Below are 13341 nucleotides of genomic sequence, written 5' to 3'. Positions count from 1 at the left end.
TAAATTATTTTTGCAAAGGATGATTTGGCCAATCGTCGTCTTCATCATCAGTATAAGGGATAGGTTTTATCCCTTTCTTTTTTTCTAAATAGTGCTTATAGCTTAATTTATTTAGTGCTTTAATCGTATTAATAAAGATCCCTACTAAAATAATCAGAATCACCCACCAATAATCTTTAAGCCACTCCATTTCAATCCCCTTAAGAATGAGTACTTAACATATAATATGAACACATTACACTAAAATCTACCCTAGTAACAATCTCTCTAAAATATCAATATAGATAGCCTGTAATGTAATAATATCTTGGCAATTCACATTTTCATTCACTTTATGAATGGTTTTATTTATTACACCAAGTTCAATCACTTGGCAACCTAACTTAGCAATAAAACGTCCGTCAGACGTACCACCACTTGTCGATAATTTGGTATTAAGCTGCGTAAAGGTCTTAATCGCACTTGCTGCCGCATCGGTTAATTCACCTTGTGGCGTTAAAAATGGATGACCAGACAACCGCCAATTTAAGGTATAATTTAAACGGTGTTTTTGCAAAATCGCCTCGACTTTAACCTTAATCATCTCATCGGTCAATTCACTACTATAACGAAAATTAAATTGTACCGACAAATCACCAGGCACCACATTTTCAGCGCCTGTGCCGCCATTAATATTAGCTATTTGCATCGTGGTTTGAGGAAAATACTCATTGCCATTATCCCACTCCGTGTTCACCAGTTCATTTAATGCTGGTGCAAATTTATGAATCGGATTATCAGCAAGATGAGGATAAGCAACATGACCTTGAATACCATGCACTACAAGATTGGCAGTTAGAGATCCACGACGACCATTCTTAATCTGATCACCCAGTATGCTGTCACTGGAAGGTTCGCCGACGATACAATAATCGATCTGTTCTTGGCGTTGAATCAGTAAATCAACCACTTTTACTGTACCATCAGTCGCATCAGCTTCTTCATCAGAGGTGAGCAAAAACGCAATTCTCCCAGTATGATCAGGATATTTTTTAACAAACGACTCAGCAGCACAAACCATCGCCGCCACGCCACTTTTCATATCCGCTGCACCACGACCATAAAGAACGCCATTCTCATCAATAGTTGGCACAAAAGGTGGATAGCTCCACTTACTCTCATCACCGTCTGGCACCACATCTGTATGACCGGCAAACATTAAGGTTTTACCATTACCATGATAAGCCCAAAGGTTTTTCGTCTTATTAATATTCACCTCTTCAATTACAAAGCCTAATGGTTTTAAACGATCGATGATCATAGTTTGGCAGTTTTTATCATCGGGGCTTATCGATTTTTCAGCAATCAATGCCTTAGTTAGTGCAATAACTGGTTCAGTCATAATGGTCTCGATTTTATTATTTAGAGTTAACAAATTGCGAATAACTCTCGTCAGAAAACCCCAACAGAGCTCGCTTACCATCAACAAGTAATGGGCGCTTTAAAATAGATGGATTGGCTAACATAATCTTCATAGCGGCATCTTGATTATCAATCTGATTACGTACACATTCTTCCAGTTTACGCCATGTGGTACCGCGAGTATTTAACAAATTCTGCCAATCAACAACGTCTAACAAACTAGTTAGCAACTTCGCAGACAAACCATCCGTTTTATAATTATGAAATTGATAACTAGTATGATGATCATCAAGCCAAGTAAATGCCTTTTTCATGGTATTACAATTTTTAATTCCATAAATAATATACATAACTATCTTCCTAAAAAACAATAGAAAAAGTGATTATAACAGCTAACGCTAAAAGACAGCAAACAAAGGTGAAGGCCTAGGATTGTTTCGAAACTAGATGATTTTTGGGTCAATAAAATTGAGGAGTAGGCTTTTTAAATCCAGAAATTATTAAGTTTAATGAATTAAAAAATGCGTAATTTAATTAGATGCTTAACAAAAGTTAACAATTTAAATTACATATTGGAATTGCGTGGTTCTTTTTCTATCCTTATACTTCCAATGTATTCTTAAGTGAGGTAATCGAATGGTATTCATTCGATATGTAAAGAGAATTTCAATTAATTATGGAATTACTTAACAGGATCACCGAAATGAATTATAACTTCCAACCACCAATTTTTCCAACCTACAATTTACATTGCTATATTTCTTATAATCAAAGTTCAATATTCAATAATAGCTTATTTTTCTATCAATTCGTAAGATTATTATCACGATCTTTTTTATTTTTACAGATCATTTTAAGCTTAGCTTTTATGCTGTCTTTTTCATCAAGTAGTCAAGCTTTAACGTCCCAAACATTAAATATGATTAATGGTAATGCTCCTTATTTAACATTTGATAACGGTCAAACCAAGGTTAATAACTTGGATGATGAATTGTTCAAGATTACCTTATCTGACGGAAACGAGATAACGCCAGTAACGAACCGTTCATCAACTATACCTATCGAGCTGCCCAGTACTAACGAAACTCTCGCAGATATTGTTACACTGGTACCAGCGGGTTCTGATTCAGTCGAATTAAGTTCACTTCTTGGTGCACCCAATAATTATTGGGGAGATGATGATGGAGATGTAGATTTTACAATTACAGGTAGTTTAAATTTAACCATGACCGACAAAAATAATCAGATTGTGGCACGTAATGCTAGATTAGACATTTGTAACGCACCTTATAAAGTGACATTGAGTAATACAGATGCCATATTAAAAACTAGGTATGGTATTCCTAACGGAAAGAATATTATTGGGCGGAGTGTAACCTATTATATAAATCCAAAAGCAAGTCCATTAATATGTTTTGTTAGATCAAATTTAGAAAATAATCCGTTAGTTAACGATCATGATTTTAACGGTCCAGTTTCAATGTGGGATCCTGATAAAGGATTCAAACCACAACTTACTTATGATTTAAATTTCCCGACTACTGGTGCTAATAAGCTGCATTTTTATTTAGATATAGGTGGCGCTCGGCCATTGGTTTGGTCGGTTTCTGTTGATAAAGAAGATGGTGGTATTACTGCTAACATAGCTAATAATGATGATTTACTTGCTAATGGTGATGGTTCACTCGTTAGAGTTACACTAGAAGGTCCTGTTGCTAAAAAACTACAATGGGAATCAGTTACTCCTGATGAAATAGTTAAACCTAATTTACCACTAACATTTGAACTAGTCGGTAGATACGATAGCAAGGGTCCCGTAATTGTTAAATATGGTTTTGTATTGAAGCAGTGGTTTGTTAATCGTGGAAAAGAAAGTCATAGATATAATAATACAAAAAATTGGTGTGAAAAAATAAGTTATGGAATTCCTAGAGTTAGAGATTTAACAAACGGTGCTTGCTCGGGTGCTGGATATATTGAGTATTGTAAGGGGGCTATTGGTGCAGATCCACAAGCAACTGATAATTATTTCAAACGTGTAATCGGTAAGGGCTTTTTTTCAGAATGGGGAAACATGGACGACGAAAAGTTCTACAAAAATGCTAACTTTGGCCACCATGGTTATTGGACTAAAGATATAGGTCACGAAGAATCTAACGAAACCTTTCAATTAGATACCAATGAAGAAGGAGAATCTGATAACCCCTTTCAATTAGATGTATATTCGGTTGATGGTCAAATTAATTGGGATTTCGCTAGAAAAAATGGCGCCTATAGTTTGTGTGTATGGCCTGATCCTGGCTCTGACTAAGGTAAACTCTGGTAGAATACTTAAGCTCCCTTTGGGGAGAGCTTGTGATTTGAGGAACAGGGTTTTTACAGTAAAAAGTTGAAGAAAGGGGTTTTTGATATCCTACTTCACCTCTTATTATTGAGCGTATAAATAATTAAATTAATAGGAATTGTGATAATGCAGAGATTAGTGTGTTTTTTTAACTTCGTCACATATTGAACTACAAAATCGTATAAATTGTCGATTTTTTATTTGTGATTATCAGTAACAAATTTTACAATAACTTCTTAATATCTTAGTTAGGTTATGCAAAATGTCTATTGCTGTAGTAGAAGTTAATCGTAAATCAATTTTACATAATATTGACTTTTTTAAACAAAAATCTCCTAACCGTACTTTAATGGCGGTAGTTAAAGCAAATGCTTATGGTCATGGTATGGAAGAAGTTGCCCAATTGTTGGATGATAAAGTTGATTGTTTTGGCGTTGCCCGTATTTCTGAAGCTGTAGCTTTGCGTCAAGTTGGTATTCGTAGCCCTATCGTTCTTTTGGAGGGTTTTTTTCCGCACGATGATATTAACGATTTACTCGATTTTAATTTACAACCGGTTATCCATTCAAGTTGGCAAATTGATGATTTAAATACGATTCCTTTTCCTAATGAAATTACGGTTTGGTTTAAGATCGATACTGGTATGCATCGCTTAGGTTTTAATTTTGATGAGGCTATTGGCGAGTTCAATCGTTTAGCTAGCTGTAAAGCAGTACGTCAGCCGATTAATATTATTAGTCATTTTAGTAGCGCTGATGATTTTGATTCATCACAAACCAAGACGCAAATGGCTCGCTTTGATGAATTTGCCTGCTTGGTTGATAGTAATTTGATTGGTTGTCAGCAATCAATTGCGGCTTCCGGCGGTATTCTTGCCTGGCCTGATTCTCATCATAATATGATTCGAGTTGGTATTGCGTTGTATGGGGTTTCACCGTTTGATGAGGAGGTTACAGATTTACAACCCGCAATGACGCTTAAGTCTGAATTAATTGCGGTACGTAAGCATAAAAAAGGCCAAGCTGTTGGTTATGGTCAAACTTGGACAAGTGAAAGAGATACTATATTAGGAGTTGTGGCGATGGGATATGGTGATGGTTATCCACGTGATATTCCTGAAAATACCCCAGTATATATTAATGGCCGCCTTGTACCGATTGTTGGCCGCGTTTCTATGGATATGATTGTGGTCGATTTAGGCCAACATTGCCAAGATAAACCCGGTGATGAAGTCATTTTTTGGGGCAAGCAATTGCCTGTTGAACAAATCTCGAAGCATACTGGAATTAGTGCTTATGAGTTATTAACGCGCTTAACTTCACGCGCAAAAATTCGTTATAAAGATTAAGTTATGATTAAAAAATTTGTTTTGTACACGTTGTTGATAGTGGTTCTGATCGTTGGTGGTTCGTTAGCTATTGGTTATTATTATTTGCAACAATTTTCTAAGCAACATATGAATGTCACGGCTGACAATCAAATGTTTGTATTGAAACATGGCACTTCCTTACATCAATTAGTTGAACAAGTTAAGGCGAGTGAATTAATGCACCAAGCTTATTTATTGCCTTATTTATATAAACTCGACCCTTCTTTAAGTTCGATTAAAGCCGGCACTTATCAATTACATCCTCATATGACAGTTGATGAGTTTTTGAAGTTGTTAGTATCCGGTAAAGAGAGCAGCTTCTTTGTGCAATTTGTTGAAGGTAAACGTGCAAAGGATTGGTTGAATGTATTGAGTAAAACCCCTAATATTGAACAAACCTTGACTGGTAAATCACATGATGAAATAGCTACGATGTTAGGCATTGAAGGCGGAAAACTTGAAGGTTGGTTGTCGCCAGATACTTATCAATATACTGCAAATAGTTCAGATATTAATATTCTTAAACGTGCTCATATGACGATGAAGAGTAATTTACAAAAAGTGTGGGATAATCGTGACAAGGATTTGCCTTATAAGTCACCTTATGAATTGTTGATTATTGCCTCCATTATTGAAAAAGAGACCGGACTTAGTTCAGAGCGGGCTAATGTCGCTTCGGTTTTTGTTAATCGTTTAAAAGCAAATATGAAGTTGCAAACCGACCCAACTATTATTTATGGTTTAGGTGATAATTATACTGGAAAAATTAGACGAATAGATTTGACTGATACTGATAATCCTTATAATACCTATGTGATTGACGGACTACCACCTACACCAATTGCTATGCCTAGTTTAGCCTCGCTTGAAGCAGCTGCACATCCAGCTAAAACCAATTATCTGTTTTTTGTTGCCAATGGTACAGGAGGGCATACGTTTAGTAGCACCTACAGTAATCATCAACAAGCTGTCAATGAATACCGCCGTATGACCAATTAGTTTTCCATTCTACAGCCACTAATGTGGCTGTCCTACCTTTTGTTTTATATTATTTAATTGCCGTCTTATCAATTTACCGATAAATCATCTAGCTGTTTAATGAGTGTCAATAGGTAATTAGCGTCAATGTCTTGTTGTTTAAACGCTTCTTCAAAATAGGGATGAAGAGCAAATTTTGGTAGTTCAGCTTTGGCGTCAATCAAAGCTTGCATGCGCGGAATAAAGATCCATTGTAACCATTCATGCGGTTGCATGGTGTCGAGCGCAAATGGCTGTTCACTTAAAAATGCTTCAGCAGCAGGGGGTGAGGGTTGCCATAAGGTTAGGTTTTCTAGTTCCTCTCTAATCAAGTTAATTTGGTTGACCATGGCATTAATTTGCGTTTGTTGGGTAAGTAATGCTTGGTAATAATTCCAATCAAAACAAGGACCAGGATCGGTTTTACGGTCTGGGGCAATATCACTATGTCCAGTTATATTTTTGATTGGATAGGTTTGTTGTAATAGTATGGTGAGGTTGGCAAGTTGTTGGTATTGAACTTCAGTAAAATCATCCGTATCACATCCTTCTAATTCAATGCCAATTGAGAAGTCATTACAATTCTCTTTACCTTCAAATTTTGATTTACCGGCATGCCAAGCCCGTTTGTTAAATGGTACAAATTGAATAATTTCACCATTACGCCTTATAAATAGATGACTTGATACTTGTAATTGGTAGATGTCCGCAAAATAAGCGTGCTCGTTTGGATCGAGTTTACCAGTAAAGAGTTGTTCCACATAAGGGCCGCCATATTGGTTTGGCGGTAGACTGATGTTATGAATAACTAATAATGATATGGGTTCACTAGTCGGTCTATCGTTATAATAAGGCGATTTGACCTGTTTGACATTTTTAATCCAATCATCAACGATTTTAAAAGATGAATTTTTTAAAGTCATGTTTTTTAATGATTTAATTTGTAAAGGTTTAGTTTTTATGGGCATGATAGCTCCAATACGTTTAGTCTGTATTGCGATCGAGTTCACAACTTTAATTAATTTAGTGTTATTTGTGATAGTTAATTTTCATTTTAACTTCCAAATTTTCTATTTACTTATTATTTCATTTTTTTAGTTTGCTATAAAGTCACTCTATCAAACATTCAATTAATCTTTGAGGATTTTATGCACAGGCAGTTTGGATTTACACTATTTGAGTTAATGATTGCCATTGTGGTGATTGCCATTTTAACCGCTATTGGTTTGCCAGCTTATCAAAATTATGTCAAAAAGGCCGCTTTAACCGACATGCTTCAAGTAATGACAGGATATAAAACAGCAATTGAAATTTGTGTTGTTGAACAAGGTGCATTAAATAAATGCAGTAGTGGGGCAAATGGCGTGCCAACCACAAGATCGACTAACTATGTGACTTCGATCTCGGTTACTAATGGAGTGATTACTATCGTTGGCAAAAGTGCATTATCGAGCTTAACCACAACATTAACACCAAAGTTGAACTCATCGTTAGGTAATTTAGATTGGTCACGTACTTGTGCAAGTAGTCCTGTTGATAACAGTTTAAATGCTGCTTGCGAAGATATTTTTAAATTTTAATGGTTTTAAATTCAAATAATAAACGTGATGATTATGCAAGAAGGTCAAGTAGTAGAAAGTCTCAATAAACTGTTGCTATCAGCATTGGAAAAGCGTGCTTCCGATATCCATTTCGAACCTTATCAACAATATTATCGAATTCGCATGCGAATTGATGGCGTTTTACAAAATATGCTAACGCCACCGCCAAGTCTTGCTAAGCAGATAGCTGCTAGGTTAAAGATTATGGCTAATTTAAATATTGCTGAACATCGCTTACCACAAGATGGTCAATTGGTAATAAATAACTATGCCATGCGCATCGCTACTTTACCTGTGATCAACGGTGAAAAGATTGTATTGCGGGTTATGGATAATCATGAATCAGAGCTGACTATTAATGATTTAGGATTAACTGAACAAGATCTAATTACGTTTAAACAGATATTGGATTATCCGCAAGGGTTGATTTTAGTTACTGGCCCAACCGGCAGTGGCAAAACTATGACATTATATAGTGCATTAAAACGATTAAATAAAGCTGAACGAAATATTTGTAGTGCTGAAGATCCGATCGAAATTCCTTTAGAGGGCATCAATCAAACTGCGATTAATTTTAAAGCTGGTCTGACATTTTCGGTAATATTGCGTGCCTTGTTGCGCCAAGATCCGGATGTGATGATGATAGGGGAAATTCGTGATCACGAAACCGCCGAAATTGCTATCCAAGCCGCACAAACAGGACATTTAGTGTTATCAACTTTACATACTAATTCTAGTAGTGAAGCAATTATTCGATTAAATCAGATGGGTATCAAAAATTATCTTTTATCGTCTAGCTTAAAATTGGTTATTGCACAGCGATTAGTGCGCAAGCTTTGCCAACATTGTAAAGTGGTTGCGAGTGAACAGGCTTTAATTGATAATCAACCATCGCCACACTTTATTGCCATGGGGTGTGAAAAGTGTATTGGCGGTTATTTAGGGCGAGTGGGTTTATATGAACTGTTAATCATCACGCCAGACGTGCAACAGCAGATTTTAACTAATCAACCCATCTCATCGAAAAATAGAGTTACCTTGATGCAAGCTGGCTATCAATTAGTGCAGCAGGGCGTTACTACGCTGGCTGAATTAAATCGAGTTTTAGGTGAGGTAATCATTGGGTAATTGTGAATGAAACGGCTCTATTTTTGGTATGACATTAACTTTCAGCAAAATAAGATTATTGCTACATCTAAGCAAGATGTGAAAAAACAGTTATTATCGCAAGGGCAAATTGCGGTTAAAATTCGTTTCGGAAATATCATTACTAAAAAGAGTTTTAAGCCTAGTGATTTGTTAATTATCACTAAACAATTAGCCACCATGTTAAAAGCGGGTTTATCGATCATTGATAGTTTGAGATTACTTATTGATGATCAGCCCAAACCGCAATGGCAATATTTGTTGGCAAATATTAGTCAACAGGTAGTCAAAGGCGAAACTTTATCCACAGTTTTATATCAACATCATTCGGTATTTCCGGCACTTTATTGTGAAATTATCGCTATTGGTGAATTAACAGGTCAATTAGACCACAGCTTTGAGCAGTTAACTTTACATCTTGAAAAATCATTGGAATTACAAAAACAGATTAAAAAAGCAATGCGTTACCCGCTTTTTTTATTATCAGTATCAATACTGGTTATTATGGTGATGATGTTTGTTGTGTTACCAAAATTCGACGATATTTATCAGAGCTTTGATGCTCAATTACCTTATTTTACACAGCTAGTAATTGACCTTGCAAATGGCGTTCAACAAAATGGATTAATTGTATTATTAGCACTAATGATTGGTTACTTTATATTTCAGCGTTTTTTTAAAAAACGTTATCAGTCATCAATTGATCGGCGAAAATTAACGTTGCCATTAATTGGACAAGTTATTCAGTCGCAGTGTTTAATGCAAATCTTCCATACTTTAGCGATCACTCAGCAAGCTGGCATTCCATTACTAACAGGGTTAATTGCTTCAGCAAATACAACAGTAAATGATTACTATCGTGACATTATTAGAAAAATGATTAACGGTATTGAGCAAGGTAATGCGTTTAGTCAGGTATTATCACCTTATTTCCCTAAGCTATGTGTGCAATTGGTTCATGTTGGTGAGGAGTCTGGTTCGCTTGATGTGATGCTTAATAATTTATCTCTATACTATCAACAACAAAATCAAACCTTAACCGATAATTTAGTAAAATCATTTGAGCCATTACTGATGTCATTTTTAGCTTTGATCATTGGCGGATTAGTTATTGCAATGTATTTACCGATATTTCAAATGGGAGAGGTGATTCATTAATGGCTGTAGTGGTTTTTTGTATTGGTCTTGCTGTAGGTAGTTTTTTACAAGTTGCTTATTCGCGTTATTTGCCGTCGCAATCTTTGTTTGCTTATTTAGTGGCTATTAGTGTTCCTCGCTCTACGTGCAAGAATTGTCACCATTCACTTTATGCTTGGCATTTGATTCCGGTGTTGTCATGGATAATGTTAGGAAAACGTTGCTATTTTTGTCAGCATAAAATCGCTTTTTATTACCTATTTTTTGAACTGTTCATAGCAGGATTATTTTTATTGATTTACTTGGATAAAGGACTCAATTTTCAAAGCGGTTTACTAATGCTACTTGCCGCATGGTTTTTTGTTTTAGCCTTGATTGATTTTCACCATTTTTTACTGCCTGATTTTTTTACTCAACCATTGATGTGGGCAGGATTGATGATGTCCTATTTTAATCTGTGTTCATTAACCATCAACGATGCCTTAACAGGTATCTTTTATGGTTATCTAATGCTTAAATTACCCGCCTTCTGCTATTTTTGCCTAACTAAACGAATTGGTTTAGGTGATGGTGATATTAAACTTGCTGCGGCTTTGGGGGCATGGGTACCTTATCAATTTATGCCGATATTGGTAATTATGGCGTCATTATTTGGCATACTCTATTTTATTTTGGCAAAATGCAGAACCTCAATGCATATTGCCTTTGGCCCCTTTTTATTGTTATCAGGTTATCTAATGCTCTATCTCTTTTGATTTTGATTTTTAATTTATTGATTTTTAAAACTATATCTATTTGATCTTTTTATCAATTTACCGTATTATTTTGCTTATAACTAAAAAGGATAACGTTAGAAAAATTAGTTATTTTTACTCCGTTCTAATTAGGATTATAGTATTAGTAAAATCTTTCAGATTTATTATTAAATGTAAGGAATAATCAATGACTAGTACTACCGCCAAAAGTATTTCCGCATTAAAAGATGAGATGATAGAGTGGCGTCATCATATCCATGCCCACCCAGAAACTGCGTTCGAAGAAAAACTGACCACACAATTTATTATTGAAAAGCTAAAATCGTTTGGAATTAACGAACTGTATACTGATTTTGCACCAACCGGTGTGGTAGGGGTGATTCATGGTAAGAATAAAGGTCGTACGATTGGTTTGCGTTCGGATATTGATGCCTTGGATATCGTTGAGGAAAATAAAATCGATTACTGTTCGAAAATACCTGGAAAAATGCATGCCTGTGGACATGATGGTCATACCGCAACATTATTAGGTGCGGCAAAATATTTAAGTGCCCATCGTGATTTTTTTGGCACGGTTGTGGTGATTTTCCAACCTGCTGAAGAAAATGAAGGCGGTGGTCGAGTGATGGTGGAAAATGGTCTATTTGACAAATTTCCGATCGAAGCCATTTATGGTATGCATAATCAACCTAATTTGGAATTAAACCATTTTTTGATTAATCATGGGCCAGTAATGGCATCTTATGATGTGTTTGAAATCAAAATTACCGGTGTCGGTGCGCATGCGGCGGCACCACATTTAGGTAAAGATACCATTTTAACTGCCACTCATATTGTTAATAGTTTGCAAACTATTGTCAGCCGTAATTTAAATCCAACCGATTCACTGGTGGTTAGTGTGACACAGATTCATAGTGGTGACACTTGGAATGTACTTCCTCAACATGCGGTGATTCGTGGTACAGTAAGAGCATTAAGTGTTGAAGATCAGGATTTGGCAGAAGAACGAATCAAACATATTGCAACCGGAACAGCTTTAACATTTTGTACCAAAGCTGAAGTGGATTATCAACGTCGTTATCCGGCAACTATCAATCACGCTAAACAAGCTGATATTGCTATTAAAGTTGCTCAAAAAATTGTCGATAACGATAAGATTATTATTGATTCACCACCAACAATGGGTTCAGAGGATTTTGCCTTTATGTTGCAAAAAGTACCTGGCGTGTATATTAAAATTGGTGCAGGGGAAGGTGCTAACGTTCATAATCCGTCATATAACTTTAATGATGAGATTTTAACAACAGGTGCAGAATATTTTGTTGATATCGTTCATCAAGAATTAGGAAATTAAAAGGTCAAAATAGTAGGAATAATTATAAAATTATTCCTACTATATCAATATGTTATTATAAATATAATTCGCTCTCTGCTTGGCCTTTGACTCTGAATTTTGTTTCAATATCAATGCCATTAGCTAGTACAACTTGAGCATAAACTTCATCATTTTGCCCAATTTTTAATGCTGCTAATACTTGACCGCCTTCGCGCCAGTGACCTTCAAGTTCATATTCAAGCTTATCGCCGATTATCGGTAAAGTCTTACTTTTGCCTTTTAATAGATAAAGTCCGCGATTATTTGCACCTCGAAATTGCGCTCTAGCTACCATCTCTTGTCCACAATAACAACCTTTGTCAAAACTAATCGCTTTGAAATGTTGCAAATTACAAGCTTGAGGAAGTAGACTTTCGATATTCGGTGAATCAATAATAGCGTGACCCGATTCTAATTCAAGTTTTAACCAGTGATCAGACGGTTGTAAATCACTTGGTAATGGTTCAGATGATACTTTTATCACTCGCAAGTTAGGCGATGTAAATTTGATATAAGTAACATCGTCAATAGTAACACAATTGTGCTCACTTAGTGCTGAAATTACGGAAGGATCAATTGCATCTTCTTCCAATCCGACAAGATTTAAACCTTGAACAGCCTCTATTGTTACTTTAGAAAAAACCGCAGTTTTTTTCAATTCAGCAATTTGTCTTTCGGCAACACTTTTACGTAAGATATAGAATATATCTTCACCTCGTTGAAATAATATAAAATTACTCCACATACGTCCTTTCGCATCACAATGTGCTGCAAATGACGCTGAATTTTCGTTGATACGACTAAGATCAGCGGTTATTTGTCCTTGTAAAAATGTACGATTATCCACACCTGATACTTTAACTAACTGCCAATCAGATAGTGAGGTTGGTTTGTAATAAGAATTGGCCATTAAAAACACCTTTTATAATTATAAAGAACCCTAATACAATATGAATAACATATATAAAAGAGGGGAAAAAAGCGAAAACGCTTTTAATAATTCAAAATCAGTCAATTGGGTTATCGATCAATTTTTCACTATTGTTGCATTAAAATAGATAAAATAAACTTTTACAAGTTATTTCTTTCAAAAATGAGCACTACGACCCATTTTTGAGAAGATATTAACTTATATTATTGACTTTATTGATTTTCTGTATTAGTTCATGCAAAATAAATCAAAAATGACAAATAAG

The 13341-nt window shown here is 35.5% G+C and carries 13 protein-coding genes and 1 pseudogene; 8 read left to right on the top strand and 6 right to left on the bottom strand.

Translation table 11 applies throughout. The features are described 5' to 3' along the window. Window positions 1-4: 4 nt before the first annotated feature. Genes AC5LXI_RS10330 through AC5LXI_RS10320 form a run of 3 tightly spaced genes read right to left on the bottom strand, consistent with a single transcriptional unit; the run spans window position 5 to window position 1751 of the window. On the bottom strand, window positions 5-190 hold the full coding sequence (locus AC5LXI_RS10330) for a YpfN family protein (protein ID WP_493442242.1): 186 nt from the start codon (window positions 188-190) through the stop codon (window positions 5-7). A gap of 57 nt (window positions 191-247) precedes the next feature. Then, window positions 248-1381 carry a succinyl-diaminopimelate desuccinylase gene (dapE, locus tag AC5LXI_RS10325; RefSeq protein WP_493442241.1) on the bottom strand — a complete coding sequence of 378 codons (1134 nt, stop codon included), beginning with the start codon at window positions 1379-1381 and terminating at the stop codon, window positions 248-250. Window positions 1382-1397: 16 nt separating this feature from the next. After that, window positions 1398-1751, bottom strand: a complete 354-nt coding sequence (locus AC5LXI_RS10320) for an ArsC family reductase (protein WP_493442240.1) — start codon at window positions 1749-1751, stop codon at window positions 1398-1400. A 353-nt stretch (window positions 1752-2104) separates the two neighbouring features. Between AC5LXI_RS10320 and AC5LXI_RS10315 the strand changes: the two genes are divergently transcribed. The 3 genes from AC5LXI_RS10315 (at window position 2105) to mltG (ending at window position 6113) form a co-directional block, all read left to right on the top strand. Continuing rightward, entirely contained in the window at window positions 2105-3712 is a 1608-nt protein-coding gene (locus AC5LXI_RS10315; protein WP_493442239.1) for a hypothetical protein, read from the top strand. Window positions 3713-4007: 295 nt separating this feature from the next. Beyond that, a complete protein-coding gene (alr, locus tag AC5LXI_RS10310; protein ID WP_493442238.1) occupies window positions 4008-5093 on the top strand; it encodes an alanine racemase in 1086 nt (361 codons plus the stop codon). 6 nt (window positions 5094-5099) lie between these two features. Continuing rightward, window positions 5100-6113 carry an endolytic transglycosylase MltG gene (mltG, locus tag AC5LXI_RS10305; RefSeq protein ID WP_493444290.1) on the top strand — a complete coding sequence of 338 codons (1014 nt, stop codon included), beginning with the start codon at window positions 5100-5102 and terminating at the stop codon, window positions 6111-6113. A 68-nt stretch (window positions 6114-6181) separates the two neighbouring features. On the opposite strand, the gene AC5LXI_RS10300 is transcribed toward mltG, so the two are convergent. Continuing rightward, a complete protein-coding gene (locus AC5LXI_RS10300; RefSeq protein ID WP_493444289.1) occupies window positions 6182-6481 on the bottom strand; it encodes a YqcC family protein in 300 nt (99 codons plus the stop codon). A 15-nt stretch (window positions 6482-6496) separates the two neighbouring features. After that, window positions 6497-7054 (bottom strand): annotated as a pseudogene (ampD, locus tag AC5LXI_RS10295) (1,6-anhydro-N-acetylmuramyl-L-alanine amidase AmpD); the annotation flags it as partial. 225 nt (window positions 7055-7279) lie between these two features. Here ampD and ppdD point away from each other — a divergent pair. From ppdD to AC5LXI_RS10270, 5 genes are all read left to right on the top strand, one after another. After that, window positions 7280-7711, top strand: coding sequence for a prepilin peptidase-dependent pilin (gene ppdD / locus AC5LXI_RS10290; protein ID WP_493442237.1), 432 nt, complete (start codon window positions 7280-7282; stop codon window positions 7709-7711). Between the two features lie 33 nt (window positions 7712-7744). Further along, the gene (locus AC5LXI_RS10285; RefSeq protein ID WP_493442236.1) at window positions 7745-8860 is read left to right on the top strand and encodes an ATPase, T2SS/T4P/T4SS family; all 1116 of its coding nucleotides are present in this window, start codon (window positions 7745-7747) and stop codon (window positions 8858-8860) included. Window positions 8861-8866: 6 nt separating this feature from the next. Then, window positions 8867-10036, top strand: a complete 1170-nt coding sequence (gene hofC, locus AC5LXI_RS10280) for a protein transport protein HofC (protein ID WP_493442235.1) — start codon at window positions 8867-8869, stop codon at window positions 10034-10036. Further along, the gene (locus AC5LXI_RS10275) at window positions 10036-10770 is read left to right on the top strand and encodes a prepilin peptidase (protein WP_493442234.1); all 735 of its coding nucleotides are present in this window, start codon (window positions 10036-10038) and stop codon (window positions 10768-10770) included. Before hofC ends, AC5LXI_RS10275 begins: the two co-directional genes overlap by 1 nt. A 187-nt stretch (window positions 10771-10957) precedes the next feature. Then, a complete protein-coding gene (locus AC5LXI_RS10270; RefSeq protein WP_493442233.1) occupies window positions 10958-12124 on the top strand; it encodes a M20 aminoacylase family protein in 1167 nt (388 codons plus the stop codon). Window positions 12125-12179: 55 nt separating this feature from the next. On the opposite strand, the gene ygfZ is transcribed toward AC5LXI_RS10270, so the two are convergent. Then, window positions 12180-13055, bottom strand: a complete 876-nt coding sequence (gene ygfZ / locus AC5LXI_RS10265; RefSeq protein ID WP_493442232.1) for a tRNA-modifying protein YgfZ — start codon at window positions 13053-13055, stop codon at window positions 12180-12182. Between the last annotated feature and the right edge of the window lie 286 nt (window positions 13056-13341).

Source organism: Gilliamella sp. LMG 34361 (assembly GCF_984569075.1).
Note: the sequence above shows the minus strand (reverse complement) of the source record. Positions and strands in the feature narration are given on the sequence as shown.

What these genes read in the sequence shown, in the direction of transcription:
- AC5LXI_RS10330 (WP_493442242.1), bottom strand. Translation starts at nt 190, where the DNA reads ATGGAGTGGCTTAAAGATTATTGGTGGGTGATTCTGATTATTTTAGTA.
- dapE (WP_493442241.1), bottom strand. Translation starts at nt 1,381, where the DNA reads ATGACTGAACCAGTTATTGCACTAACTAAGGCATTGATTGCTGAAAAA.
- AC5LXI_RS10320 (WP_493442240.1), bottom strand. Translation starts at nt 1,751, where the DNA reads ATGTATATTATTTATGGAATTAAAAATTGTAATACCATGAAAAAGGCA.
- AC5LXI_RS10315 (WP_493442239.1), top strand. Translation starts at nt 2,105, where the DNA reads ATGAATTATAACTTCCAACCACCAATTTTTCCAACCTACAATTTACAT.
- alr (WP_493442238.1), top strand. Translation starts at nt 4,008, where the DNA reads ATGTCTATTGCTGTAGTAGAAGTTAATCGTAAATCAATTTTACATAAT.
- AC5LXI_RS10300 (WP_493444289.1), bottom strand. Translation starts at nt 6,481, where the DNA reads ATGGTCAACCAAATTAACTTGATTAGAGAGGAACTAGAAAACCTAACC.
- ppdD (WP_493442237.1), top strand. Translation starts at nt 7,280, where the DNA reads ATGCACAGGCAGTTTGGATTTACACTATTTGAGTTAATGATTGCCATT.
- AC5LXI_RS10285 (WP_493442236.1), top strand. Translation starts at nt 7,745, where the DNA reads ATGCAAGAAGGTCAAGTAGTAGAAAGTCTCAATAAACTGTTGCTATCA.
- hofC (WP_493442235.1), top strand. Translation starts at nt 8,867, where the DNA reads ATGAAACGGCTCTATTTTTGGTATGACATTAACTTTCAGCAAAATAAG.
- AC5LXI_RS10275 (WP_493442234.1), top strand. Translation starts at nt 10,036, where the DNA reads ATGGCTGTAGTGGTTTTTTGTATTGGTCTTGCTGTAGGTAGTTTTTTA.
- AC5LXI_RS10270 (WP_493442233.1), top strand. Translation starts at nt 10,958, where the DNA reads ATGACTAGTACTACCGCCAAAAGTATTTCCGCATTAAAAGATGAGATG.
- ygfZ (WP_493442232.1), bottom strand. Translation starts at nt 13,055, where the DNA reads ATGGCCAATTCTTATTACAAACCAACCTCACTATCTGATTGGCAGTTA.